This window comes from Neiella marina (assembly GCF_002165625.1).
Taxonomy (GTDB): Bacteria; Pseudomonadota; Gammaproteobacteria; order Enterobacterales; family Neiellaceae; genus Neiella; species Neiella marina.
Genome location: NZ_NGNS01000001.1, coordinates 200,036 through 225,118, shown reverse-complemented (window position 1 = coordinate 225,118; position 25,083 = coordinate 200,036). Strand labels below are relative to the sequence as shown.

The window sequence follows — 25,083 nt, the reverse complement described above, 5'->3', positions numbered from 1 at the left end:
TCATGCCGCTAGAGTTTTCTAAAATGCATGGTCTGGGTAACGATTTTATGGTCATCGACAACGTTACCCAGAACCAATACCTGTCGCCCGATCAGATCCGCCGCTTGGCCGATCGTAATTTCGGGGTTGGCTTCGACCAGTTGCTGGTCGTTGAGCCGCCATATGATCCTGATATGGATTTCCACTACCGTATTTTTAATGCCGATGGCTCTGAAGTGGAGCAATGTGGTAATGGTGCCCGCTGTTTCGCTCGGTTTGTTCGCATCAAAGGCTTAACGAGCAAACATCGTATTGGCGTCAGTACTGCCAAAGGCAATATTTTGCTGCAAGTTGAGCGCGACGGCACGGTATCGGTCAACATGGGTAAGCCCATTTGGCAACCTCAGGACGTGCCGTTCGCAGCTGATGAGCTTGCCGAGCACTACATGCTAGATGTGGCTGGCCAACAGCTCAAAGTGGGTGCCGTTTCGATGGGGAACCCACATTGCGTGACCATTGTTGATAACTTGAAAAACTTAGATATCGACACCTTGGGACCTGCGATTGAGCAGCACTCGAGATTTCCCGAAGGGGTCAACGCTGGCTTTATGCAAGTCATGAATCGTGGTCACGTGCGGTTGCGAGTGTATGAGCGCGGTGTTGGAGAAACACTAGCCTGTGGCACTGGTGCTTGCGCAGCGGTTGTTGTTGGTCAGAAATTTGGCTTGTTGGATAAGCGAGTGAAAGTAGACTTACCGGGCGGTACCTTGCAGATCCGCTGTGACAGCGACAGCCATCCGGTGCGCATGACCGGCCCGGCAAAGCATGTTTACGATGGAACCATTAACATATGAGTCATGATGCCACGTCAGATTCAGCAGCAGCTGAACCGCTCCAAATCGGCTTGGATGATCAACAAGTCAAAGCTTACTTAGAAGCGGATCCGCAGTTCTTTGAGCGCCAGAGTGACTGGCTTGCCAATGTCCGCTTTACTCACACCCAACGCGGCAGTATTTCGCTAGTGGATCGGCAGCTCGACAAGTTGCGTGAGCAAAACACCCTGTTGCGTGAAGAAATTACTGAGTTAATGGCCATCGCCAAACATAACGAGGCGATTTACAACAGTTTTTGTCAGCTCTATGTGGCGTTGCTGCCCTGCCAGTCAATTAATGAGATTCACCAAAAAGTGCAGCAGATACTGACCGATCTGCTGGGGCTCAGTGCCATTACTATGTGGCCGTTGTCGGGCCAGCAAGATTGGGTACCTCGGCGCAAGCCTGTCGATCATGAAGCGTTAAAAGCGCTGGCTGACCGACGCTTGAGCCATCAACCCTATTACTTTGGTCGACTCAACGAAATGGACAAGGCGCTATTGTTTGATGACCAGCCCGTAGAATCGGCCGCATTAATGACGTTAGAAGACGAGTCCATATTGTTGGCCTTTGGCAGCACCGATAGCAGCCATTTTAATCCTAATCTTGATGTCTTATTGCTTGATCAGTTGCGGCTTTTGCTAAGCGCGGTGCTGAAGCAATTGCGCGAACGTCGCCATGGCTAAATCCTTGCGCCAGAGCTGTGATGATTTTTTGCAACACCTGCGGGTGGAGCGCCAATACAGCTCGCGCACCTTGGATAGTTACAGCCGTACCCTAGGCCAGTTCTGTGATTGGGCCGAGCAGCAGCGCTTGGCTCTGATGACTGATGTCGTTAATCGGCATGTCGAACAGTGGCTGGCCGGTCAGCACCGAAAGGGCAAAAAACCTCGGACTTTGGCGCAACAAATGTCGACGCTGCGCAGTTTTTTTCTCTATGGCGTTAGGCAGCAGTGGCTGAGTGTCGATCCCACTCAGGGCGTGACAACGCCAAAAGTTAATCGTCCGCTACCGAAAAACTTCGATGTTGACCAAGTCAATCAGTTGCTGCAAGCGTCGACCGACGATCCGCTTGGTGCCCGCGATGTGGCGATGATGGAAGTGCTTTATGGCGGTGGTTTGAGGGTCTCAGAGTTGACGGCACTTGACCTTACCGACATCGATTTTGACAGCGGCGTTGCGACTGTCACCGGTAAGGGGAGTAAGACGCGCTTGGCGCCATTGGGGCGAGCCGCTGTTCAAGCCATTGAACGTTGGTTGCAATTTCGCAATGACTTTGCTCCGGCTGATCAGCCGGCTTTATTTGTTAGCAAGCAAGGCCAGCGGATAAGCGAGCGCTCGGTGCAAAGCCGCTTAGCTAAGGCTGGTATCGAACAGGGCATTAATGCCAAGGTTCACCCCCACAAGCTACGCCATTCGTTTGCTACTCATATGCTTGAGAGTAGCGGTGATTTGCGAGCGGTACAGGAGTTACTGGGTCATGCCAACCTTTCCACGACGCAAGTTTACACTCACTTGGATTTTCAGCATTTAGCCAAAGTCTACGATCAGGCTCACCCGCGAGCGAAACGTGCAGCAAACAACAAAACGGATAATAAATAGCTGGTAAGGAGAATAATGATGCGGGTTTACAAACGCTGGCAACGGCCGTTGGCAATTAGTTTTGACTTAGACGATACCCTTTATGACAACGCGCCGAACATGGTTAAAGCCGAGGCTGAGCTTCAGGCGTGGTTAACTGAGTTGCATCAAGACTTTGCTGCTATGTCGGTCGTCGACTGGGCCAAGTACCGGCGCCAAGTGGCGTTGCAGCATGCCCATTTAGGTGACGACATGACGGCCTTGCGCCGCGCCGCTTTACAACAAGCTTTCGCCGCTCGGGGCTTTGCCGCCGCCGACAGCAAGCGATTGGCAGAGCAAGGCTTTGAGCTGTTTTTGCATCATCGCAACCAATTCCAAGTGGCAAAAGATATCGTGGCATTGATGCAGCGATTGAAAACCCGTTACCGCTTGGTTGCCATTACCAATGGCAATGCTCAACCTCATTTAATCGGTCTTGATAAGGTGTTTGACCACATTTTTTACCCGTTGGCAGGACAATATCGGGCCAAACCTCATGTCGACTTGTTCCGGCTGGCAGAGCACAAATTGGCAATCAAGCCTCATCAAGGGCTGCACCTAGGCGACCATTTGATCTCCGATGTTGCCGGCGCTATTGGTGCCGGTTGGCATGCGGGCTGGTTTAATCCCGCTCAGACTCAGTTGACGCCGAGCCAGCGGGCCTTGGCATTACCCCATTTAGAGTATTCGCGACTTGCCGAATTAGTTGATGTGCTGATGGCTTAGGCCATTCGCATGTACTGTATATTCATCCACTAAAACCCGCTATACTGCCGCTTTCGATACAGTAAAGGTACTCAAGGCGTGGATGTCAGTGAATTACTCGATGGTTTGAACGATGCTCAACGCGAGGCGGTTGGCGCCCCAGCGTGCACTCAACTGGTGTTGGCGGGTGCTGGCTCCGGTAAAACTCGAGTACTGGTCCACCGAATCGCTTGGTTGATGCGCGTTGAGCAGGCATCACCGTTCTCCATTATGGCGGTGACCTTTACCAATAAAGCGGCTGCTGAGATGCGCGGCAGGACCGAGAGTTTGCTGCGTGGCCAACTCAATGGCATGTGGATTGGTACCTTTCACTCATTAGCTCACCGTCTGTTGCGTACTCATTTTCAAGAAGCCGGGTTACCGCAAACTTTTCAAATCCTCGATAGTGATGATCAACTGAGGTTATTGCGTCGCTTAATCAAAGCCCTTGGCCTTGATGAAAAAAAATGGCCTGCAAAGCAAGCCAGCTGGTTTATCAATGGCAACAAAGATGAAGGGCTGAGGCCTCAACACATCGACAGTCATGGCGACCCGACTACCAAAACCTGGTTGCAGGTTTATGAAGCCTATCAACAGGCTTGTGACCGAGCTGGGTTGGTTGATTTTGCTGAGTTGTTGCTGCGTGCTCACGAGTTGTTTCTGAAAAATCCAGCCTTGCTGCGGCACTATCGCGATCGCTTTCGCCACATTTTGGTCGATGAATTTCAGGACACCAACCGTATCCAATATGCTTGGATTCGGCTATTAGCAGGTGACAGTAACCACGTCATGATTGTTGGTGATGACGATCAGTCGATTTATGGTTGGCGCGGAGCGCGGGTCGAAAACATTCAGAAGTTTCTTGATGAATTCCCCGGCGCACGGATGGTCCGGCTAGAGCAAAACTATCGCTCGACCAGCACTATTCTCAAGGCCGCCAATGCGGTGATTGCCAATAACTCGGATCGATTAGGTAAAGAGTTATGGACCGATGGTGAAGATGGTGAGCCAATTGCCATCTATGAAGCTTACAACGAACTCGATGAAGCGCGTTATGTCGTTGGCCAAATCCAGCAGTGGCAGCAGTTAGGCAATGCGCTAACAGATTGCGCAATCTTATATCGCTCCAATGCTCAGTCGCGGGTGTTGGAATCGGCCATTGGCCAAGCGGGCGTTAAGTATCGGATTTATGGTGGTGTGCGATTTTTCGAGCGACAAGAAATCAAAGATGCCATGGGCTATTTGCGGTTGCTGAGTAATCGCCGTGATGATGCTGCTTTTGAGCGGGTGGTGAATACTCCGACACGGGGTATTGGCGACACCTCGCTGGAGAAAATTCGCCTCAATGCCCGTGAGCATGGTTGTTCCATGTGGCACTCGGTGTTGATGATGTTAGAAGCGAAAACCCTCAAAGGCCGGGCGGCAACATCGGCGGCGCGCTTTGTTGATCTCATTGAGTTTCTTGATCAGCAGGTGGCCGATAAGCCGTTGCATGAAAAAACAGATGTCACCATGCGTCATTCCGGCCTACTGGCAATGTATCAGGCGGAAAAAGGCGAGAAAGGACAGGCCCGAGTAGAAAACCTTGAAGAACTGGTGAGTGCCGCAAAGGCATTTGTGCCGAGTGAAGACGAGCAAGAAATGACCGAGCTTGATGCCTTTTTAAGTCATGCGGCGTTGGAGTCAGGGGAGGGCCAGGCCGATGAGTTTGATGATGCGGTGCAGTTGATGACGCTGCACTCGGCCAAAGGTTTGGAGTTTCCACTGGTCTTCATGGTTGGTGTGGAAGAAGGCATGTTCCCGAGCATGCAATCTGGAGAAGATCCAGAGCGCCTCGAAGAGGAACGTCGACTTTGCTATGTGGGTATGACCCGAGCGATGCAAAAATTGGTGATTTGCCATGCCGAAAGTCGTCGTTTGTATGGTAAAGAAAGCTTTAATCGGCCCTCGCGCTTCTTACGTGAAATACCGGCCCAGCTGGTGAATCAGGTCAAGTTGACGACGCAAGTGAGTCAGCCAACCATGGCCAATCGCTTTCACCAAGAAGCGGAACGTTTTGACGATGCCGGATTCTATTTGGGGCAGCGGGTCAATCATCCGAAGTTTGGTGATGGCACCGTTACTAACTACGAAGGCTCTGGTCCGCAAACTCGGATCCAGGTCCACTTTGATGACGTTGGCAGCAAGTGGCTAGTGATCGCTTATGCGCGTCTGTCAGCGATCTAGTGTTACACCTTGAACTGCGCCATCAGCTGGGCCAAGCGATTGCTTAGCTCAGCTAAATTGCGACTCATTGCTGTGGTGGTCGATGCATAACCTTCGGTCTCACCGGCGGCATCTGAGATACGGGTAATGCTTGAGTTAATGGATTCACTGACGCTGGTTTGTTGTTCAGATGCACTGGCGATTTGTTCGTTCATGGAGCTGATTAAGTTGATGGATTCAGCGACTTGGTCAAGTGACTGTTGCGCTTTGATGGCTTGCTCGACCGCCAGTTGACCGCCATCACGGCTGCGAGTCATCGCTGCAATAGCATCATTGGAGCCGGATTGTAATCGTTCGATCATCGACTGAATTTCTTCCGTACTCTCCTGGGTGCGACTGGCCAATGAACGGACTTCATCGGCAACCACAGCGAAGCCGCGGCCCTGCTCTCCTGCTCGAGCCGCCTCAATGGCAGCATTGAGAGCCAGCAAATTGGTTTGCTCGGCAATTCCTCGAATCACATCAAGGATTGATACAATCGAATTGACATCATTGCCCAACGACTCCAATGCATTGGCACTTTGATCTATTTCATTGGCCAACTGGCCAATTGCGAGGGACGTCTGCTCGACGATATCGCGCGCTTGGTTGCCATCTTGATTGGCTTGATTGGCAGCATGAGCTGCTTCCTCGGCTGCCCGCGCTACTTCAACTGAAGAGGCACTCATCTCGTTCATTGATGTCGCAACCATGTCGGTTTCACTGCGCTGTGCTTGCACTGAGTCATGTGTCCCTGCTGCTGAGCGATCCATTTCTGCGCTGGTGGTTGAGAGTTGGCCGACAACGTCCACGATTGCCTCTATGGTGCGATGTACTTTGTCGACAAAGAGGTTAAATGCCTTGCCTAAATCGCCAATCTCATCGTCGTTTACTATGGTTAGCCGCTGAGTCAAATCGCCATCACCTTGAGCAATTTCATCAAGACTATGATGGACGTTGATGATCCGGCGAGTGACATAGTTGGCCATGTAAGAGCCGATAAACAACACTACCAACAACACGCCAATGGCGATGACGAGATACCAAAGTAGTGCCGACATTACGGTTTGATCGGCTTCTGCTCTGGCAGACTCGATAGCACGATCGATGCTATCGATATAAACCCCAGTTCCAATCATCCAATCAAGTTCAGGGACCAGTTTGGCGTAGCTTAGCTTAGGCAATGGTTTGCTTGCTCCGGGTTTTGGGAAGCTGTAGTAAAGGAATCCTCCACCTGACTGAGCTTGTGCGATCAGTTCGGCGATGAGCGGCACACCATCTGCGTCTTTCAGGTCAATGAAGTTATTGCCAAGGCCCTTGGTATTCTGGCCATTGATCTTGCGAACGCCAGAGGAGGTGTAGGCAAAAATATAGCCATCGCCACCGTAGGAAATCGGCGAGAGCAGCTCAAACACTTGCTGCTCCTTCTCGACGTTAGTTAGGTCTGGGTCTTTGAGGATGTGCTGGATGACATCGACACTGGCGTCGACCATGTTCTCAAGGCGATTTTTTTCAGCTTGCTCTAGGGTGTTTCTAAATGTCGCTAGGTTGCCTTCCTCAACGGCGCGCATGTCGTTATAGGTCAGTGCCGAGGTAATCAGAAAAATGAGTAGGGCCGGCAAGGTGCCGAGTAAAACAAGCTTCAGTCGCACAGTCATCGCAGCTGACCTCTGATTGATGCTTAACGTGCGAGTTAGTGGCTCCCTCCATTCGCGACAAGATCTGCGATTCCTAGCTACTTGTGTTAAGAATTTTTTGCAGTTGGTTGTGTTATTAACATAGTTGGTTCCACCAACTAGGCCCAATGAACAGGGCCTAAATGATTCTCAATTGAGGTGTTGGTCAAAAACTAATAGCGCGAAGGCGCGCTGGTTTGATGTGTCCGTGTGATTCACTACTGTGGCGCCAGTCAGTTGGCGGCTAAACTTTGAATTGCGCCAGCAGCTGGCCAAGACGCTCACTCAAACGAGCTAAGTTGTCGCTCATTTCTGTTGTCGCTGCAGCGTGGTTTTCTGTTTCGCCAGCCGAATCGGAAATTCGTGTGATACTGAGATTGATCGATTCACTGACACTGGTTTGTTGTTCAGAAGCGCTAGCGATTTGTTCGTTCATCGCGCTAATCAGACTGATGGCATGGGCCACTTCGTCAAGTGAAGTTTGGGCTTTGGTTGCGTTCTCTACCGCTTGTTGACCACTGTCGCGACTTTGAGTCATGGCTTCAATGGCATCGTTTGAGCCCTGCTGTAGCCGCTCAATCATCGACTGAATTTCTTCGGTACTTTCTTGCGTGCGGCTAGCCAACGATCGCACTTCATCGGCAACCACCGCAAATCCGCGCCCTTGTTCGCCAGCGCGAGCCGCCTCAATGGCAGCATTGAGAGCCAGCAAATTGGTTTGCTCGGCAATTCCTCGAATCACATCAAGTATTGAGACAATCGAATTGACGTCATTCCCGAGTGATTCCAAAGCATTGGCGCTTTGATCGATTTCTTGCGCCAAACGGTCGATGGTGTTCGAGGTTTGACTCACCACACCGTGGGCTTGAGCGCCATCATTGCTGGCCTTGTTCGCGGCCTGGGCTGCCTCTTCTGCACTTCGGGCAACCTCAACCGCCGATGCGCTCATTTCATTCATTGAGGTTGCCACCATGTCGGTTTCGGTGCGCTGGGCCTGCACTGAATCGTGAGTGCCTGAAGCCGAAGCCGCCATTTTTTGTGCTGTATCAGCAAGCTCATTGACGACGCCGAAAATGGCCGCAATGGTTTGGTGAATCTTATCGACAAACTCATTAAACGATTGCGCCAACTTGCCAATCTCATCATCGTTTTGAATCACCAAGCGTTGGGTCAGATCGCCATCGCCTTGAGATATTTCATGCAAGCTGTGTTGCACGTTGACGATACGCCCCATCATTTTGTTGGCAAACAAGGAAGCAAGCAGCGAAATCAACGCCAGTGACACCACCGCAATGCCAATAAACCACCAGACGGCTTGAACAACCGAGGCATCAGCCTGTGCTCGGGCCTTGGCAATTTCGCGTTCAATGTGATCGATGTAAATGCCAACGCCAACTACCCAGTCCAACTGAGGAATTAACAGCGAATAGCTTAGCTTTGGTTCTGCTTGTGATTGCCCCGGTTTGGGGAAGCTGTAATAGGTGTAACCACCGCCACTTTGTGCTTCGCGAACGATCTGCTGAATGAAAGTGACACCGTTGGCATCTTTCAGTTGGAGAAAGTTATCGTTAAGACCTTTGCTGCTCGCACCAAGCAAAACCCGAGTACCAGAGGGGGTGTAGCCAAAGATGTAACCGTCAGCACCAAATTTAACGGATGAAAAGCGCTGATAGGCTTGTTGTTGTTTCTGCTCTTTGCTCAACCCATTGTTTTGCAGAATATCATCGAGGCTGCTAACACTGGCCTCAACTAAGGATTTGAGTTTCAGTTTTTCGGCTTGCTCCAGAGTAACACGGGTGGTTTCTAGCTCTTTTTCCGCCACTGCTTTCAATTCATAAATTGTCAGCAAAGTCGCTATAACAAACACCAATAGCGCAGGAATGGTGGCCAGCAGAATGACTTTGATGCGAACCGACATAATAACCTCAGGGATGCTTAGGTAGCTGAATAAAGCGACCTAACTACATAACAATGCAGCGCTTTAACATAAGCGCAACACAACTGTTCCCAGTCTAGCAGTGGTTTTTGAGGACTATATGAAAGGTAAACGAAATGACTGTGCGATCAGCGATTAATTTGATTTGACGCACACCATGCGGCAATGAGAGGTCCGACCGGATGAGGACATCCGGTCCGTTATTTAGGCTTCGAAGTGACCGCTATTGTCATTCGAGTTCGATGGCGGGTTTTGATTATTGTTGTTGCCGTTGCCGGGTCCATAACGATTTGGACCCGCTGTGCCGGGCATAAATCCGGCTTCAATCAGATACCAAATGGGGCCAATCAGCGGAATGAATTGAATCATTACCCAATACCAAGGACGGTCGCGATCTTGGAAACGTTTAATATCAATTGCCAGCTTGGGCCACAGCAACACTAGGTTTATCTTCCAACCGAAGCTCATGACGGCGTCCAATGCTGCTTGATCTTCTGGATTGCGAGTGAAGCGTTCGAGCACCTCGCTGCCGAAGGTCACTAGAAGCAGGGTGCTCACTGCCAGCATGGCCAGTTGGCAAAGCCAAAATGTTTTGCGATTGATTCGGCCGCGGAATGAAAACACCAGCCAGTTAAAGTAGTTCATCGATTTCTTGTTACCCAGTTTGTGTCTAGCGTTGCCGATTGACGCGAGTTGTCCGGCTTGTGCGTATCCCATGCCAACTAAAGACAACTAGTGCGCCCCAAATAAAGGCGAAGGTGATTAGTTTGTCGATGGTAATGGCTTCGCCATACATGGTGGTGGCTAGTATAAACATCAAGCTGGGGCCAATATATTGAAAAAATCCCAAATGCGACAGCGGTAATCGTTTGGCAGCGGCAATGAAGCAAAGTAAAGGGGCGGTCGTGACGACACCGGCCGCAATTAGCAGCATATTAGTCATGAGTGGGTGGTCGGCCATCGGTAGGCCAGTACTGCTGGCACTCACCAGATACCACAAGGCGATAGGAGCTATTAACGCCGTTTCGACCCACAACCCAGAGACGCCGTCGATATGAACGCGTTTACGCAGCAAACCATAAAAGCCAAAGCTGACTGCCAGCACCAGTGCAACCCAAGGAACAGAGCCAAAGGTGACTACTTGAATCATCACGCCGATGGCGGCTAGCGCCATCGCAACCCACAGTAAACGAGCCAAACGTTCTTGCAGAAATACCATGCCCAAAGCGACATTAACCAGAGGGTTGATGTAATAACCGAGTGATGCATCAAGCATTCGGTCATTATTGACCGCCCAAATGAAAACTCCCCAGTTGACGGCAATGAGTGCCGAACTCAAGCCGAGCAGAGCAAGTTTCTTCGGCTCCTTGAGTAGCTGCTTGATGGCTTGCCAACCGACATACCAAGACAGCACTGCCAGCAACAACAAAAATGACCAAACTACCCGGTGGCTGACCATCTCGAGGGCGGGAATGCTTTGTAAAGACTTAAAGTAAATGGGCGCGATGCCCCACATGGTGTAAGCCAAAACGGCAAATATTGCCCCTTGGCGCGCGACTGATTGCACGATGCTGCTTCCGCTAATGATTGCCGCGCGAGTTTAACTCGGCGCTAAAGCTGATCGCAATTGAAATCAAGGCGCCAAGCGCTACGAATAGTCAGCCCACCATGTAGGTACCTGTACCAAAAGCGATATGAGTATCTTGCTCATTGTGCAGCTCCATTCGTGCTACTGCGACTTTGGTGCCGGTTCGAATAATGTGAGAGGTCACGGTGAATTGCTTGCCCCAGCCCGGACGTAGGTAATCGACACGCAAATCAATGGTACTCATTCGCGCTAGTTTTTCGTTCAGCTGCTGCTCTGGCATTGCTGGCATCCGAGCCAGCGCGGCGGCAAATGTGACTGCTGCGCCAGCGACGTCGAGTGCAGTTGCAATAACGCCACCATGGAGAATTTTGTGTATCGGGTTGCCAATAAGTTCGGGTTTGGCGACAAATGTTAGCTTTGCTCCGGTCGGGTCATACTGCTCGACTTTGAGGCCAATGACTTTGTCAAAGGCCATGCCCTGATCAAACAACTCAGCCACTTTGTCGAGATGGTCGGCGGGGTTGATTAGTTCCATGGTGAAGTTGTCCTGCGATACCCATTGATATCGAACGAGAATAGTGGACCGACCAGTTGTGTCCAGTCGATCCCGATAAAACTGTGAGTTGAGCTGCGATTATGATTGACCCATATTAAGCCGCTGGCGCGGTCAGCGTACCGGCCTGATAGTCAGCAATGGCCTGATCGATTTCTGCTTGGCTAGTCATCACAAACGGGCCATATTGCACGATTGGCTCATTGATTGGGGCTCCGCTAAGCAACAGCAGTTCGCTGCCCGCTGCCATTTCAAAGCGCAGATCGCCTTGTTGGCCAAAGCGTAACAGGGACCCTGCTGAACCTCGCCAATTAGAAGCCGCCACTGCGATGTTCCCTTCGGCGATGTAAATCATGGCGTTGCGACCACAATCTTGAGCAACGGTTAGTACCTTACTGTCATCTGTTGGGTTACTGAGGTACCAAATTTGTGGCTTAGTATCGGCAATTTCTTTGTTACTGCTGACGTGCTGACCATTGATTTGGCCCTGACCGGCAATGGTCCGCACCTCGATGCCGTCAATGCGGGTGATGGCGATATCCTCTGCCTCTACATTGTGATAGTCAGGCGCCATCATTTTGTCTTTGCTGGGCAGATTTAACCACAGCTGGAAGCCACGTAGCTTGCCGTCGGTTTGTTTCGGCATTTCAGAATGAATTACGCCTCGACCTGCGGTCATCCATTGGGCTCCGCCGTCACGTATACCGCCGATATTGCCCAAATGATCTCGGTGTTCAAAGTGCCCCTGCAGCATGTAGGTGACGGTGCGAAACCCGCGATGCGGATGGGGCGGAAATCCGGCAATGTAATCATCTGGGTTATCCGATCCGAAATCATCAAGCATCAAGAAGGGGTCAAAGCGGTCGGTTCTGATCCCGCCAAACACTCGTAACAGGTTGACGCCGTTACCATCACTGGTGGCCCGAGCTTTAATCACTTCGACTACTTTTCTATCTGTCATGATGGTCTCCTCGCTCAGCCGACAGCCAATGCGGCGATTTGTTGTTCAGCGCTACTAATAGCATTGCTGCGACTGTCATCACCCATGTTTAGACCTTCGGCAAAAATCATGGTGACCTGATTAAGACCAATAAAGCTCAGCATGGTTTTGACGAAGCTCTCAATGGTATCGGTGGGTTGATCGCGGTGCACTCCACCTCGAGTGGTGATGACATACACAGGCTTGTCGGTTAGCAATCCAACAGGGCCATTTTCTGTGTATTTAAAGGTATCACCGGCCCGTGCGAGATGATCGAACCAGGCTTTTAGCATCGACGGTACTTGGAAGTTGTACATTGGTGCGGTCAGGATAATGGCATCGGCATCGCGAACTTCAGCGATTAACTGATCACTATAGGCCACAGCCTCGTGCTGCTGCTCATTGCGGTCAGCTTCTGGAGTCATCAATGCTGTAATGTGGGCGCCATCGACGTGACGAATCGGGGCCGCTGCAAACGACCGCTCGACGACATTGATCGCCGGATAGGTAGACAACAATTTCTGCTGCATCTGATTGGCAAGTTGGCTGCTGACGCCTGCTTCGGCAAATACACTGGAATCGATACGAAGTACGTTGTTCATGTTGAGCTCCTGAAATCATGGTTGGCGAACTGACAATTTGATAATAGAGCTATTAAGTCGATTGAATGATGCTAATATTTGCTCAAATTAATCGAAATTATTGATGGATTATGTTGGGTGACTATTGTTAGGACATTTGTTTGGCTGGTGATGTGTCTGTCACTTTTGATTGTCACTTGTGGCGTCAGTTACCAAGTCAACAAGTTAGTTCAGTTCGGCTACCCGTTTTGGTATGAGGTCATTGCCATCGACGCCCATATCAAGCGCTATGCGCCGCTCAACAAGATGAAGCGCAAAGATTTTCACCTCACGGTAAAGCATCAACATCTTGCCCTGTTTGAGCAGATCAATGATGCCGTGCATGACCAGCCCGATCAGCTTGCCGAGATTCGATACACCACCAACAGCGGTAGTAAGCCATTGCTGACCGATAGTGAAGTCACGCACTTGCGAGATGTCCACTTGTTGCTGCGAGACTTCAATGTGCTTTGGTGGCTAAGCACGCCTGTCACCTTCATTCTATTGTTTCTTTATTGGCGATCGCGATTACGGCTGCCAAGTGTTCTAATGCAACGAGGCATCGGTCTAGCTGCTGGGTTGGCTTTTGTTGTGAGCTATCTGGTGGTTGGTTTTGATGCACTCTATACCGAGTTTCATCAACGTGCTTTTCCGGTCCAACATCAATGGTACTTTGAATACTATGAGTCACTCATGACGACCTTACTCAAAGCCCCGGATCTATTTGCTATTTGGGCACTGCAAATAGGTGGTTTTGCTTTGTTAACGTTTGTTGCTGTGTTGGTTGGACTTCAGCGACGACAAAGTCGGATGGTACCACTATGACAATGCCACGCATTTCACTCGAGCAATGGGCGACCTTTCAAGCTGTGATTGATTGTGGCTCTTTTGCCAAGGCGGCCGAAAAGCTCAACAAAAGCCAATCCGCAGTTAGCTACATCATCAGTAAGATGGAGCAGCAACTACCGACGCCAGCGCTGACCCAGCAAGGTCGCAAAGCGGTGTTGACCGAAGCCGGCCAAGTTCTCTATCGCCATGCGAGCAATTTGCTGGCGCAGGCACAAGCGTTGGAGCAACATGCTGGCTACCTCGCATCTGGCTGGCAGGCTGAAGTGACTATTGCGGTTGATGCGGTAGTTGACATGGCACCCGTCGTCGCTGGCATTGCCAAGTTTTCCAAAGCCCACCCAGAGACCCGAATTCGAATCTTAGAAACGACCCTGTCGGCAACGGATGATGCGTTGCTCGAACGACAAGCGGACTTAGTGTATGCGGTCCGGGTATTACCAGGATTTCTCGGCAAGCCGGTGGCCACCAGCTCGATGATTTGTGCGGTTAGCCCCCAACACCCATTGGCTACAGTCGACCATTTGGTAAGTTCTGACGATCTGCGCCAGTATCGCCAGTTGGTGATCCGAGATTCAGGCGTCCGGCGACCAGTCGATGCAGGCTGGCTGCAAGCGGAGCAGCGCTGGACCGTGACCTATTTCGGTACGGCGATAGATATCGTCAAGCAAGGGCTGGGTTTTATCTTCGTTCCCACATCACACATTCATCGGGAGTTGCAAAGCGGTGAGCTTATCGAAGTGCCATTAGCGTTTGATGCTAAGAAGTCATTAATCGTCAATCGAGTGCTGGCCTTGCAAGACCGAGCTAATCCCGCGGTGATAGCACTTGCCAATGCCATTGACGACTGTTTTGTTGGCGCTTCGTAATCCGGCTCACAGATTGATTTATTGATCTCTTAAAGCAATCTGTAATTTCTATACTTAGATTTCTGCCGAAATATAAGTTGGAGAATCATGTGAAGAAACCCGATAGGCCAGATAACGAAGCCGCTAGGTTAGTTGAGCTGCGCTCTTTGGATGTGCTTGATACTCCCAATGAAGAACGATTTGATCGAGTAACCCGAATGGCAAAGCGGGTGTTTGATGTGCCTATCGCCGTGGTGTCATTAGTTGATGATGATCGTCAGTGGTTTAAGTCTTGCGTTGGTCTCGATGCCTCAGAAACTTCCCGAGATGTATCGTTTTGTGGCCATGCGATTTTAGATTCTAAAGTCTTGCTGGTTCCGGATGCACTCAAGGATGAACGATTTTTTGATAATCCTCTGGTGACTGGTGAGCCCGGTATTCGCTTCTATGCCGGTTGTCCATTGCGTTCGGTGTCCGGCGGTCGATTGGGTACGCTGTGTATCATTGACACTGCGCCGCGAGATTTTTGTACCGAAGAAATGGAAACATTGGTCGACTTGGCGTCCATGGTCGAGCGTGAATTGTCGGCTTTTCAGCTGGCGACCACCGATGAACTGACTGGCATAAGTAATCGCCGAGGCTTCGCAACCTTGGCTCAACACAGCATGAAGATGTTTGCCCGTGAGCATATCCCCGCAACGCTGGTGTTTTTCGATTTAGATCACTTCAAAGAAATTAACGATACATTTGGTCATGCCGAAGGCGATCGGGCTTTGCAGTGTTTTGCTGAAGCAATGCGTGAGAATTTTCGTGAGTCGGATTTGTTTGCTCGTATCGGCGGTGATGAATTTGTCGTGTTGTTCACCAACACCCGGCGACAAGTGGCAATGGCGGTACTGAAAAAGTTTGCCGATGCGATCAAAGCATATAATGCAGAGAGTGAACGTGGTTACGATATTGAGTTCAGCTGCGGTGCCGTGCAATACGACCCACTGAAGCATCCCTCAGTTGATGCGCTTCTTGCCGCCGGCGATGAGTTGATGTACCACAACAAGCATTCCATCCAACAACTCTTTATTTAACCATTAGTTATTTAACCGCTGATTTTTCGGGCTAGTCAGCAATAGCAAAGGCTTTGTACAATCGCGCCATTGTTACGACGTAATTGCTAAAGCAAAAATGACTACTCACTTCGACTCCATTCAAAGCAAGTTTGATCGGCTGCGGAAAAACAAGCTGTTCGAGCTGCTCGTTATCGCCGTAATTATCTTTTCTGCCCTAATGATCGGAGTGAAAACCTTCGATATACCCAACTGGCTTCACACTGGCTTATCGGTTCTCGATTGGGGCGTTACTGTTTTTTTCCTGATCGAAATTACCATTAGGTTCATTGGTGAGCCAAGAAAGCGAGATTTCTTCAAAAACGGTTGGAACTTATTCGATACCTTTGTGGTGACTTTGTCACTGATACCGGTTGGCAACAACGATATGGCGTTGATTGCTCGCTTGGTACGGGTGTTCCGAGTGTTGCGTATGGTGTCCATCATCCCCGAGCTGAGAATGCTGATTAACTCGTTGCTCAAAGCCTTGCCGCAACTGGGGTATGTGTTGCTGATGATGTTTGTCATCTTCTATATCTATGCGGCGGTTGGCACTACTGTGTTTGCTTCAATTAACAGCGAATTATGGGGTGATATTGCGATCTCCTTGCTGACCTTGTTCCGAGTGATGACGTTCGAGGATTGGACTGATGTGATGTACGAAACCATGACAGTTCATGGCTGGAGTTGGATGTATTTCTTGTCGTTTATTTGCCTAACCGCATTTGCCTTCTTAAACATGGTGATCGGTATCGTGGTCAATGTTATCGAACAAGAAAATAAGGAAGCAGATGCTGCTGAGCATGCTGGCGAACCAACCATTGTCGATGTGCATCGCGAGCTGTTGGCGCTAAAAGCGCAATTGGCAGAGCAACAGCGGCGCTCGTAGTCACTTGGGATGATGAAGCGCGTGAAACGGCAGCTTTTTAGCTGCCGTTTGTCATTAGGCTCACAATAGATTTTTCTGCTTGATCAACGTAATGCCCGCCAAATAAGTTGGCGTGATTGAGCAGGTGGTAGAGGTTATAGATTTGATGCCGGAGGCTGATTGGTTCGGATGCTGGCCTGATGCTCCGGTAAGCTTGATAGAACGGCCTTGGAAAACCACCAAACAGCTCGGTCATAGCAATATCTGCTTCCCCATCACCAACATAGCAAGCAGGGTCAATTAGCAGTGGACCGTACTTGTCGAACATCATATTGCCACGCCACAGATCGCCATGGAGCAGCGAAGGTTTGGCTGGTAGGGTGTTGACAATGGATTCGATTAATCGACACAGCTCTGCATGAGTGACTGGTAACCTCATTCGCCCCTCAAGTAACGACAGTTGGTAGCCGATGCGCTGTTGCGAGAAAAATTGGCTCCAACACTTGCTTGTTGAGTTGAGCTGTGGGGTGCTGCCGATGTAGTTGTCGGCATTAAAGCCAAACCGGTCGTTCGCGACTATTGAGTCTGTTGGGGTGCAATGCATTGCGGCTAGTTGCTCTGCTGCTAATTGCCAGTCTGATGACTCCGGGTTTGTGGCCTCATGGTACTGGAGCACCAAAAACGCATGCTGCTGGGTGCAACTGGTGACAATAACGTTGGGCGTGCGAATGGTATTGGTCGCTGCCATAGCGGCCAAGCCCAAGGCCTCTTGCTCGAACATATCCAAGCGCCCAGCATCATTCAACTTGATAAACAAGTCTCCTAGGTTGGTCCGCAACCGAAAAGCCTGATTGATGTCGCCACCGCTTAGCGCTTGAGTAGCAGTGATTTGTAAACTGGAGCCAAGAGCTAGCTTTAACTGCTGTTCAATGTGATGCCATTGCATACCCTGTTATCCGTTGTTATAGAAATTGATCGACCATATAAATATTCAGAGAAACAGCTGGTTATCACTGCCAATCTCGATATTACCTGATTTGCCATTGCTGGTTGATCTGCAACCGGTACAATAGCCAGTTCGATTATTCTGTGCTTACACCTCGCCTGCTTTGGAAATCATGCTCGCTGATCCTATTTCAAGCCCTGCTCCTGACTTACTGCCACAATTGCAGCGAACTTTGCAAAGTGTCTTCGGCTATGGCGAATTTCGCCCTGGTCAGCAAGATGTCATCTGCGCTATTTGCAACGGTCAGGATGCGTTGGTGATCATGCCAACAGGCGCCGGTAAATCATTGTGTTACCAGTTGCCGGCGCTAGTGAAAAAGCGCTTAGTACTGGTGGTTTCACCGCTCATCTCATTGATGAAAGATCAAGTCGACTCGATGCAAAACATGGGCATTCGCGCCGCTGCTCTGTATGGCGATATTCCGCGTGAACAACAAATTCAAACCTTGAATGACGCGCATCACGGTGAGCTAGATTTACTGTATGTCTCGCCAGAGCGAATTGTTCGCGATCGCTTTCTTGAGCGGTTAGCAGAGTTGCCACTGGCCTTTGTCGCTGTCGATGAAGCCCACTGTATCTCACAATGGGGACACGACTTCAGGCCCGATTACGCTGCTCTCGGGCAGCTCAAACAGCGCTATCCCAATTTACCTGTGATGGCGCTGACCGCCACCGCCGACGCCGCGACGCAACAAGATATCGTTGAGCGTCTTCAACTCAATCAGGCGTTACTTCACGTTGGCAGCTTTGACCGACCCAATATTCGCTACACCTTGGAAGATAAGTATCGGCCACTAAAACAGCTCGTCGATTACTTGAACGAGCGGCGGGGCCAAAGTGGCATTATTTACTGCGGTAGTCGAGCGCGTTGCGAGCAAGTCTCGGAGCGCCTAGCCAATCATAAGATCAACAGTGCGGTTTACCATGCTGGACTTGAGCCGGAGGTCCGTCATCGAGTGCAGGAGCAATTCTTGCGTGATGAGGTCGAAATTGTGGTGGCGACAGTGGCATTTGGCATGGGCATCAACAAGTCTAATGTGCGCTTTGTGGTTCACTATGACATGCCAAAGAATATCGAGTCCTATTACCAGGAAACTGGCCGAGCAGGTCGAGATGGTTTGCCGTCAGAAGCGTTGATGCTTTATGACCCGGCCGATCGACAGCGTATTGTCGGTTTTATTGCCAATATCGAAAACCCAGATCAGCGTCAAGTGGAGCAACACAAACTTGATGCCATTGGCGCTTTTTGTGAGGCTCAAACCTGTCGCCGCCAAGTGCTGCTCAATTACTTTGACGAGCCTGCTCAGCAAGCCTGTGGTAACTGCGATGTTTGCCTCAATCCGCCTAAGCTTTACGATGGCTTGAATGATGCGCAGATGGCGCTTAGTTGTGTCTATCGCACCGAGCAAAGTCATACCGCCCATCACATTGCCGATGTGCTGCGAGGCTCCGATAACGAAAAAGTTCGTCGTTTGGGCCACCACGAAATCAGTACTCACGGTATTGGTATGCAGCACAATCATGAGCAATGGCTATCGGTGATCCGGCAATTGGTCCATTTGGGCTTGTTGCGGCAGGACGTCACGCGCCATGGTGCACTGATGCTGACTGAGGCCGCCAGACCTATTTTAAGAGCCGAGCAGGGACTTCAGTTGGCAGTGCCGAGACTTCGGGTTAAGGACAAGCGTTCATTGCAACTTGGATTGAACGATGACGATCGACCGTTATTCCAGCGCTTACGAGGGGTTAGGAAGACGCTTGCTGATCGCGATGAAGTGCCGCCATATGTGGTGTTCTCTGATGCCTCGCTGGTGGAAATGGCCGAACAAAAGCCAACCAACGATAGTCAGTTTCTGGCGATTTCTGGGGTGGGGCGGACTAAACTAGCCAAATATGGCGATGAGTTTCTCACCGCCATTTGCGCCTACTTGCTGGAGCGTTAATCGTCGCTGCTAGCGACAAACTTGTAGGTCAAGCCGCCAAGCCCGCCACCGATAATCGGCATCAACCAAAATAGCCATAGTTGCGCGATAGCCCAATCTCCGACAAATAGGGCAACGCCGGTGCTGCGAGCTGGGTTCACTGAGGTATTGGTGACCGGAATACTGATCAAGTGGATAAGGGTCAAACATAAGCCAATGGCAATCGGCGCAAAGCCAGCCGGTGCGCGTTTGTCGGTCGCTCCCATGATGACAAAAAGAAACATCATGGTCATCACCACCTCACAGACAATTGCTGCTGTCATGCCATAGCCACCGGGTGAATGAGCGCCAAAGCCATTCGAGGCAAAGCCGCCAGCAACAGAGAAGTCGGCAGAACCGGAGGCGATGACATAAAGCACCGCACCACCGGCAACCCCGCCAATGACTTGAGCAATGATGTAAGGGCCAAGTTCTGCAGCAGAGAATCGTCCGCCCAGCCACAGGCCTACCGATACTGCAGGGTTCAAATGGCAGCCGGAGATATGGCCGATGGCATAGGCCATGGTCAGCACCGTCAAGCCGAAGGCTAAACTAACGCCCAACAGACCGATACCAACATCGGGAAAACCAGCAGCCAGAACGGCACTTCCACAGCCGCCTAGTACCAACCAAAACGTACCAAAGAATTCAGCGAGTAGCTTTTTTGACAATGGCATAACGAAGTCCTTTTATAAGCTGGAGTATGAGGATAGAAAAAAGAAGTATTTCGTCGCCAAGTGTAGACATGATTTAATCAGTCCGTTGTTTTTTGTCGTATCAGTTTGCTGATGACAATAGGAATGCAGGGAGTGAGTGGGTGGAAACGTGGCAGTTTGAAAATTCGTGGTTTAATGAGTTGGTGGGTACTTACTCGGAAGTGTCACCAGATGCTATTAGCAATCCCACACTGGTCGCATACTCAGATTCCACCGGGCGGTCATTGGGATTAGCCGAACAGCCTGCCGCCGCCGATTTGTGTCGTTACTTCTCTGGTCACCAATTGCTTGCCGGTAGCCAGCCCATTGCTCAAGTTTATGCCGGTCACCAATTTGGCCAGTACGTACCACAACTCGGCGATGGCCGCGGTTTGTTGTTGGGGCAAATTCGCAATCAACAGGGCGATTTGGTTGACCTGCACTTAAAGGGCGCAGGGCAAACGCCCTACTCCCGATTTGGCGATGGTCGAGCCGTGTTGCGATCCAGCATTCGCGAATTTCTTGCTTCAGAAGCCCTCTCTGGGCTGACTATTCCAACTACCCAAGCTCTGTGTGTGATTGGCAGTGACACGCCTGTGCAACGCGAAGAACTGGAGTCCGCAGCAACCTTGTTACGAGTGTCCGACAGTCATTTACGCTTTGGTCATTTCGAGTTCTTTTATCATCGCAACGAGCATGACAAATTAAAGCAGTTAGCTGATTTTGCCTTGCGCCATCACTTTCCAGATTGCATCGACCAACCAGAGCCCTATGCTGCAATGTTTCAGCAGGTGGTGGTGAAAACAGCACAGTTGATTGCCAAGTGGCAAGCCGTGGGCTTTACCCATGGGGTGATGAATACCGACAATATGTCGTTGCTGGGACTAACCATTGACTATGGCCCATATGGCTTTATGGATGGTTATCAAGCCGGCTATATTCCAAATCATTCTGATCATGGCGGCCGCTATAGCTACGCCCAACAACCGGGGATTGGTCACTGGAACTTACAATGCCTGGCGCTGGCTTTATCGCCTCTAGTTACCAAAGAGCAGTCGCAACTTGCGCTGGAGCATTATCAAACTGCATTGCTTGGCCGTTACAGCCAATTGATGGCCGCCAAATTCGGGCTCAATGAAATTCAGCAGAATGATGGTGAGATGCTCAATGGATTGTTTACGCTGATGCAATCTGAGGGGCAAGATTTGACTCGAACCTTTCGTCAGCTAAGCCACCAAGACGTCAATCAGCAGCACTCCGCGATGGAAGATGATTGGGTTGACCGCGACGGTTTCCGTCAATGGTGGCAGGCCTATCGCCAGCGTCGGATCGCCCAAGGCGACATCGAGCATTGGCAGCAACAGATGCTACTAACCAATCCAAAGTATATTTTGCGCAATTATATGGCGCAGCAGGCCATTGAAGAGGCCCAGTCGGGCCGCTTTGATGAGATAGCGCGACTGCAGCAAGTACTGGCTAGGCCCTATGATGAGCAGCCTGAGTATGAGCAATATGCGGCGCTGCCACCGGATTGGAGTCAGCACTTGGAAATTTCATGCAGCAGCTAGATGAGGCCGTCAGCTTCTTTTACTCGGTCAATTGTGAGGAACAGCAAGATGTTGAGCTGATGGCTCAACGGCTCGCTGTTGTGACTGGAGGTGAATTGTCCGATCAGAGCTTAGGGGCTGATGTTTGGTTTGCTTGTTTGCATCTTCCGGATGGCTTGGTTCAGCTCCATTACGACTGGTTAGCTGACGGCTTTTGGCTGAGGCCAACGGGGTTGCTTGCTTCCGAGCCCGTTCTTTGGCAAGCGCTAATAGAGAAAGTGAAGTTGGAGACAAACAACAGCTAGCTCTGGCTGTAACATTGTTACGTCGATACTATACCGTCCAAGCAATCGTTTTGAGTTAGCTAGAGACAATCTCAAAGCGCATTTTTATGTCACACACGGAAGCCATTGACTCATGTCCGACGTTCTAAGCCAACTCCAAACTCGTTATCAAGACTCTGCCCAATTGTCGTTTTCCGCGACTAATACTGGATTAGTCATGGTGACCATTGAAAATGATTTTGCTCGCGCTGAGATTTGTTTGCATGGTGCTCATGTCTGCTCGTTTCAGCCCAAAGGCCAAAAGCCCGTGCTTTGGCTGAGCAATGATGTCCAGTTCATACAAGGAAAAGCCATTCGTGGCGGGGTACCTGTGTGTTGGCCGTGGTTTGGGCCGCATCCAACAAACAAAGAGTTCCCGCAGCATGGCTTCGCCCGCAATCAAAACTGGCAGTTATCCGATACCATGCAGCTTGCTGATGGCGCGACCGAGCTGGTCTTTACCTTGACCGATTCAGAACAATCCCGCCAGCTGTGGCCACATGCATTTGAACTTGCCTTGAAGGTCACCGTTGGCAAACAACTTCATATGGAACTGCTCAGCACCAATACTGGCGATGACGAAATGGTCGTTGGCGGCGCTTTGCATTCTTACTTTGATATTGCCAGCATTGCCCAAACTCGGATTCGCGGCCTCGATCAAGTGACCTATGATGACAAAGTGGCCGTGCAAGATGGACTGATTCAGCGCGGTGACATCATTATCGATGAAGAAGTGGACCGAGTATATCTCGACACCCTAGCGACATGTTTGATTAATGATGACGGCAACGAGCGAGTCATTGCCGTCGCCAAAGATGGCAGTCGTACCACGGTCGTTTGGAACCCTTGGTTCGATAAAGCTGCAGCCATGGGCGATTTCAATAACGATGGCTATCAGAGCATGGTGTGCATTGAAGCGGTGAATGCCGGCGACGATTGCTATGCGTTATTGCCTGGAGAAAGTCATCGGCTAACTCAAACCATCTACGTACTTGATTAAGATACGAATAACTGTCTGACGGGGTTGCATTTTGTTGCCGATGGCGCTAGCTTAGCTGGCGATTATTTTTTGCTCAATGTCTTTGGAAAGGAGTTTGAAGGCGATGACCGCTCTGGAAGCATTTAGGCTACTGCGTGCTAACCCAACCTATGAAAGCATCTCTGATTCGGTGCTTCATGGTTTAATCAAATGCGTCAATGATACTGAAGAGGCGCTCGTCTCTGAATTACAGCTCACCGGGATAAAGCGACACCTGAAAGAATTTATGCAGTATTACGCCTGACTAGAAGTTGATAGCGATGATATAGAAAAGGCAGCTAAAAGCTGCCTTTTCTTTGCGTGCGTTGGGCCAAATTAGGATTCATCCAAATGGTATTTGGCGCTTTCAGCTTGCACAGCGGCGATAAAGGCGCCAGCGTGCTCTGGGTTGACATCCGGGTGGATACCATGTCCCAAGTTAAATACGTGGCCGGTGCCTTGGCCATACGATGCGAGCAGGCGGCTAACTTCTTGCTCAATGGCTGGGATTGGCGCGTATAGCATTGACGGATCCATGTTGCCCTGCAGTGCCACTTTGTCGCCAACGCGAGATCGAGCATCGGCCAACTCTGTGGTCCAGTCGAGACCCAAGGCGTCGCAGCCAGTTTCGGCCATGTGCTCTAACCATTGGCCGCCATTCTTTGTAAACAGCGTCACAGGCACGGTTCTACCATCGGCCTGGCGAACCAAACCATCGACAATTTTTTGCATGTAAGCTAATGAAAATTCGCGATATGCCGGGCCGGATAATGATCCTCCCCAGGTATCAAAAATCATCAACGCCTGCGCGCCAGCTTCAACCTGCGCGTTGAGGTAGCTGATCACTGAGTCGGCAACAGTATCAAGCAATTGATGCATCAATTTTGGTTCGCCAAAGGCCATTGCTTTAATCTTACTGAATGTCTTACTTGAGCCGCCCTCAACCATATAGGTTGCTAGAGTCCATGGGCTACCCGAAAAGCCAATCAGCGGTACTTTACCTTTGAGTTCACGCCGAATGGTGCTGACCGCATTCATCACATACTGCAACTCCTGATTCGGATCGGGGGCAGCAAGCTTGGCGACATCAGCTGCGGTGCGAACAGGGTTAGTGAATTTCGGTCCCTCTCCGGTTTCAAAGTACAAACCGAGCCCCATTGCATCTGGGATGGTCAGAATGTCTGAGAACAAAATAGCGGCATCGAGAGGAAAGCGGCGCAGCGGTTGCAAAGTAACCTCGCACGCCAACTCGGCATTTTTGCAAAGTGACATAAAGTCACCAGCTTCGGCTCGTGTCGCGCGATATTCTGGCAGGTAGCGGCCTGCTTGGCGCATCATCCAAATTGGCGTGCGATCCACTGGCTGCTTTAGCAAGGCTCTTAGGTATCGATCGTTTTCTAACTGGCTCATGTAGGGTCTTTTTTAACTGAGGTTGCTGCGATTATATGTCTATTTTTTGTCGAATCGGAACCGCTAGACAGAACTAAACGAAAATAGATCGCTGTTTCATAGCGTTGGTGAACTCAAATTTTAAGTTGGAAAGCAAGTCAATAATGTGCAACCAGTGATACCGGTAGTGCTCGAGGAGACCGGTTACTTGATTAGTGTGAAGCCCTCCATAGTTTTGTGGTTATGTTGTTGAGGCTTGCTAATCGGAGTGTTAAAAATTGTGTCGAGCTAGCGAAAAACAACCAAGAAGCTCGTTAGAACGAGACTGTACCTTCGCAGATTAGGGCCTCACTTTAAGTGGGGCTTTTTTATTGCCTGAAATTCCTTTTGCAACTGTGATTAGCGCGACGATCTGGTCAGATCTTCGGGCATTTTCGTTTAACCCCTGCCATACTGCCTTCATAGATTACAGGTAGTCTCTGATGCCGATATTTGCCCGCTGGCTGCGACAATGCAGCGTTGCTAGTTGGGTGTCCTCATCGAGCGTTCCATTGTTGCTAGATTGTCGTTATTCTAGGTTCCAATAGACTGCTATTCACTTGGATAAATGACTCAAAACTGAGTTCAAGTCGGTATCGATTGGGTGCGATTAACTCTGCTGCCGACTCAATG

The 25,083-nt window shown here is 50.3% G+C and carries 24 protein-coding genes; 14 read left to right on the top strand and 10 right to left on the bottom strand.

The features are described from left to right. Positions 1-2: 2 nt before the first annotated feature. The 5 genes from dapF (at position 3) to uvrD (ending at position 5,441) form a co-directional block, all read left to right on the top strand. Positions 3-833, top strand: a complete 831-nt coding sequence (gene dapF, locus CBE68_RS01035) for a diaminopimelate epimerase (protein WP_087504207.1) — start codon at positions 3-5, stop codon at positions 831-833. Continuing rightward, a complete protein-coding gene (locus tag CBE68_RS01030; RefSeq protein ID WP_087504206.1) occupies positions 830-1,537 on the top strand; it encodes a DUF484 family protein in 708 nt (235 codons plus the stop codon). Before dapF ends, CBE68_RS01030 begins: the two co-directional genes overlap by 4 nt. Next, positions 1,530-2,453 carry a tyrosine recombinase XerC gene (gene xerC, locus CBE68_RS01025; protein ID WP_087504205.1) on the top strand — a complete coding sequence of 308 codons (924 nt, stop codon included), beginning with the start codon at positions 1,530-1,532 and terminating at the stop codon, positions 2,451-2,453. The genes CBE68_RS01030 and xerC overlap by 8 nt, the downstream gene beginning before the upstream one ends. A gap of 15 nt (positions 2,454-2,468) precedes the next feature. Then, positions 2,469-3,197 carry an HAD-IA family hydrolase gene (locus CBE68_RS01020; protein WP_087504204.1) on the top strand — a complete coding sequence of 243 codons (729 nt, stop codon included), beginning with the start codon at positions 2,469-2,471 and terminating at the stop codon, positions 3,195-3,197. A 78-nt stretch (positions 3,198-3,275) separates the two neighbouring features. After that, a complete protein-coding gene (gene uvrD / locus CBE68_RS01015) occupies positions 3,276-5,441 on the top strand; it encodes a DNA helicase II (protein ID WP_087504203.1) in 2,166 nt (721 codons plus the stop codon). A gap of 2 nt (positions 5,442-5,443) precedes the next feature. Here uvrD and CBE68_RS01010 read toward each other — a convergent pair whose 3' ends face one another. From CBE68_RS01010 to CBE68_RS00980, 7 genes are all read right to left on the bottom strand, one after another. Beyond that, positions 5,444-7,117, bottom strand: coding sequence for a methyl-accepting chemotaxis protein (locus CBE68_RS01010; RefSeq protein WP_087504202.1), 1,674 nt, complete (start codon positions 7,115-7,117; stop codon positions 5,444-5,446). A 262-nt stretch (positions 7,118-7,379) separates the two neighbouring features. Then, positions 7,380-9,053, bottom strand: coding sequence for a methyl-accepting chemotaxis protein (locus tag CBE68_RS01005; RefSeq protein WP_087504201.1), 1,674 nt, complete (start codon positions 9,051-9,053; stop codon positions 7,380-7,382). Between the two features lie 222 nt (positions 9,054-9,275). Continuing rightward, positions 9,276-9,716: a DUF805 domain-containing protein gene (locus tag CBE68_RS01000; RefSeq protein ID WP_158100456.1), complete on the bottom strand. Its 441-nt coding sequence runs from the start codon at positions 9,714-9,716 to the stop codon at positions 9,276-9,278. Between the two features lie 25 nt (positions 9,717-9,741). Continuing rightward, positions 9,742-10,638 (bottom strand): EamA family transporter RarD, encoded by an 897-nt coding sequence (gene rarD, locus CBE68_RS00995; RefSeq protein ID WP_308477803.1) that lies wholly within the window; start codon positions 10,636-10,638, stop codon positions 9,742-9,744. 91 nt (positions 10,639-10,729) lie between these two features. Then, positions 10,730-11,194, bottom strand: a complete 465-nt coding sequence (locus CBE68_RS00990; RefSeq protein WP_087504198.1) for a thioesterase family protein — start codon at positions 11,192-11,194, stop codon at positions 10,730-10,732. Between the two features lie 115 nt (positions 11,195-11,309). After that, the gene (locus CBE68_RS00985; RefSeq protein WP_087504197.1) at positions 11,310-12,173 is read right to left on the bottom strand and encodes a pirin family protein; all 864 of its coding nucleotides are present in this window, start codon (positions 12,171-12,173) and stop codon (positions 11,310-11,312) included. Positions 12,174-12,187: 14 nt separating this feature from the next. Beyond that, positions 12,188-12,793 carry an FMN-dependent NADH-azoreductase gene (locus CBE68_RS00980; RefSeq protein WP_087504196.1) on the bottom strand — a complete coding sequence of 202 codons (606 nt, stop codon included), beginning with the start codon at positions 12,791-12,793 and terminating at the stop codon, positions 12,188-12,190. Positions 12,794-12,910: 117 nt separating this feature from the next. Here CBE68_RS00980 and CBE68_RS00975 point away from each other — a divergent pair, with 117 nt between their 5' ends. The 4 genes from CBE68_RS00975 to CBE68_RS00960 all read left to right on the top strand — a co-directional run bounded on the left by CBE68_RS00975 (position 12,911) and on the right by CBE68_RS00960 (position 16,494). Then, positions 12,911-13,636, top strand: a complete 726-nt coding sequence (locus CBE68_RS00975) for a lipoprotein intramolecular transacylase Lit (RefSeq protein ID WP_143824445.1) — start codon at positions 12,911-12,913, stop codon at positions 13,634-13,636. Then, positions 13,633-14,526 (top strand): LysR family transcriptional regulator, encoded by an 894-nt coding sequence (locus tag CBE68_RS00970; protein ID WP_229744594.1) that lies wholly within the window; start codon positions 13,633-13,635, stop codon positions 14,524-14,526. Before CBE68_RS00975 ends, CBE68_RS00970 begins: the two co-directional genes overlap by 4 nt. 89 nt (positions 14,527-14,615) lie before the next feature. Further along, complete coding sequence (locus tag CBE68_RS00965) at positions 14,616-15,587, top strand: GGDEF domain-containing protein (protein ID WP_087504194.1); 972 nt, start codon at positions 14,616-14,618, stop codon at positions 15,585-15,587. Positions 15,588-15,684: 97 nt separating this feature from the next. Then, complete coding sequence (locus CBE68_RS00960; RefSeq protein WP_087504193.1) at positions 15,685-16,494, top strand: ion transporter; 810 nt, start codon at positions 15,685-15,687, stop codon at positions 16,492-16,494. 37 nt (positions 16,495-16,531) lie between these two features. Here the strand turns inward: CBE68_RS00960 and CBE68_RS00955 are convergent, their stop codons facing one another. Beyond that, on the bottom strand, positions 16,532-17,419 hold the full coding sequence (locus tag CBE68_RS00955) for a fructosamine kinase family protein (protein WP_087504192.1): 888 nt from the start codon (positions 17,417-17,419) through the stop codon (positions 16,532-16,534). Between the two features lie 172 nt (positions 17,420-17,591). Here CBE68_RS00955 and recQ point away from each other — a divergent pair, with 172 nt between their 5' ends. Continuing rightward, a complete protein-coding gene (recQ, locus tag CBE68_RS00950) occupies positions 17,592-19,421 on the top strand; it encodes a DNA helicase RecQ (RefSeq protein ID WP_087504191.1) in 1,830 nt (609 codons plus the stop codon). Here recQ and aqpZ read toward each other — a convergent pair. Beyond that, positions 19,418-20,116: an aquaporin Z gene (gene aqpZ / locus CBE68_RS00945; RefSeq protein ID WP_087504190.1), complete on the bottom strand. Its 699-nt coding sequence runs from the start codon at positions 20,114-20,116 to the stop codon at positions 19,418-19,420. The two genes, recQ and aqpZ, sit on opposite strands and share 4 nt — an antisense overlap. A gap of 140 nt (positions 20,117-20,256) precedes the next feature. Between aqpZ and CBE68_RS00940 the strand changes: the two genes are divergently transcribed. The 4 genes from CBE68_RS00940 to CBE68_RS00925 all read left to right on the top strand — a co-directional run bounded on the left by CBE68_RS00940 (position 20,257) and on the right by CBE68_RS00925 (position 23,287). Further along, on the top strand, positions 20,257-21,702 hold the full coding sequence (locus CBE68_RS00940; RefSeq protein WP_087504189.1) for a protein adenylyltransferase SelO: 1,446 nt from the start codon (positions 20,257-20,259) through the stop codon (positions 21,700-21,702). Further along, positions 21,690-21,986, top strand: coding sequence for a hypothetical protein (locus tag CBE68_RS00935; RefSeq protein WP_087504188.1), 297 nt, complete (start codon positions 21,690-21,692; stop codon positions 21,984-21,986). The genes CBE68_RS00940 and CBE68_RS00935 overlap by 13 nt, the downstream gene beginning before the upstream one ends. Positions 21,987-22,098: 112 nt before the next feature. Continuing rightward, complete coding sequence (locus tag CBE68_RS00930; protein ID WP_087504187.1) at positions 22,099-23,004, top strand: D-hexose-6-phosphate mutarotase; 906 nt, start codon at positions 22,099-22,101, stop codon at positions 23,002-23,004. Between the two features lie 103 nt (positions 23,005-23,107). Then, on the top strand, positions 23,108-23,287 hold the full coding sequence (locus CBE68_RS00925) for a hypothetical protein (protein WP_143824444.1): 180 nt from the start codon (positions 23,108-23,110) through the stop codon (positions 23,285-23,287). A gap of 71 nt (positions 23,288-23,358) precedes the next feature. Here the strand turns inward: CBE68_RS00925 and hemE are convergent, their stop codons facing one another. After that, the gene (hemE, locus tag CBE68_RS00920) at positions 23,359-24,432 is read right to left on the bottom strand and encodes a uroporphyrinogen decarboxylase (protein WP_087504185.1); all 1,074 of its coding nucleotides are present in this window, start codon (positions 24,430-24,432) and stop codon (positions 23,359-23,361) included. Positions 24,433-25,083 lie beyond the last annotated feature (651 nt).

Coding starts and splice junctions, on each gene's coding strand:
- CBE68_RS00935 (WP_087504188.1), top strand. CDS start 21,690: ATGCAGCAGCTAGATGAGGCCGTCAGCTTCTTTTACTCGGTCAATTGT.
- CBE68_RS01005 (WP_087504201.1), bottom strand. CDS start 9,053: ATGTCGGTTCGCATCAAAGTCATTCTGCTGGCCACCATTCCTGCGCTA.
- recQ (WP_087504191.1), top strand. CDS start 17,592: ATGCTCGCTGATCCTATTTCAAGCCCTGCTCCTGACTTACTGCCACAA.
- CBE68_RS00970 (WP_229744594.1), top strand. CDS start 13,633: ATGACAATGCCACGCATTTCACTCGAGCAATGGGCGACCTTTCAAGCT.
- CBE68_RS00925 (WP_143824444.1), top strand. CDS start 23,108: ATGACCGCTCTGGAAGCATTTAGGCTACTGCGTGCTAACCCAACCTAT.
- CBE68_RS00960 (WP_087504193.1), top strand. CDS start 15,685: ATGACTACTCACTTCGACTCCATTCAAAGCAAGTTTGATCGGCTGCGG.
- aqpZ (WP_087504190.1), bottom strand. CDS start 20,116: ATGCCATTGTCAAAAAAGCTACTCGCTGAATTCTTTGGTACGTTTTGG.
- CBE68_RS01020 (WP_087504204.1), top strand. CDS start 2,469: ATGATGCGGGTTTACAAACGCTGGCAACGGCCGTTGGCAATTAGTTTT.
- xerC (WP_087504205.1), top strand. CDS start 1,530: ATGGCTAAATCCTTGCGCCAGAGCTGTGATGATTTTTTGCAACACCTG.
- CBE68_RS00985 (WP_087504197.1), bottom strand. CDS start 12,173: ATGACAGATAGAAAAGTAGTCGAAGTGATTAAAGCTCGGGCCACCAGT.
- CBE68_RS01000 (WP_158100456.1), bottom strand. CDS start 9,716: ATGAACTACTTTAACTGGCTGGTGTTTTCATTCCGCGGCCGAATCAAT.
- dapF (WP_087504207.1), top strand. CDS start 3: ATGCCGCTAGAGTTTTCTAAAATGCATGGTCTGGGTAACGATTTTATG.
- hemE (WP_087504185.1), bottom strand. CDS start 24,432: ATGAGCCAGTTAGAAAACGATCGATACCTAAGAGCCTTGCTAAAGCAG.
- CBE68_RS01030 (WP_087504206.1), top strand. CDS start 830: ATGAGTCATGATGCCACGTCAGATTCAGCAGCAGCTGAACCGCTCCAA.
- CBE68_RS01010 (WP_087504202.1), bottom strand. CDS start 7,117: ATGACTGTGCGACTGAAGCTTGTTTTACTCGGCACCTTGCCGGCCCTA.
- CBE68_RS00990 (WP_087504198.1), bottom strand. CDS start 11,194: ATGGAACTAATCAACCCCGCCGACCATCTCGACAAAGTGGCTGAGTTG.
- CBE68_RS00930 (WP_087504187.1), top strand. CDS start 22,099: ATGTCCGACGTTCTAAGCCAACTCCAAACTCGTTATCAAGACTCTGCC.
- CBE68_RS00955 (WP_087504192.1), bottom strand. CDS start 17,419: ATGCAATGGCATCACATTGAACAGCAGTTAAAGCTAGCTCTTGGCTCC.
- CBE68_RS00980 (WP_087504196.1), bottom strand. CDS start 12,793: ATGAACAACGTACTTCGTATCGATTCCAGTGTATTTGCCGAAGCAGGC.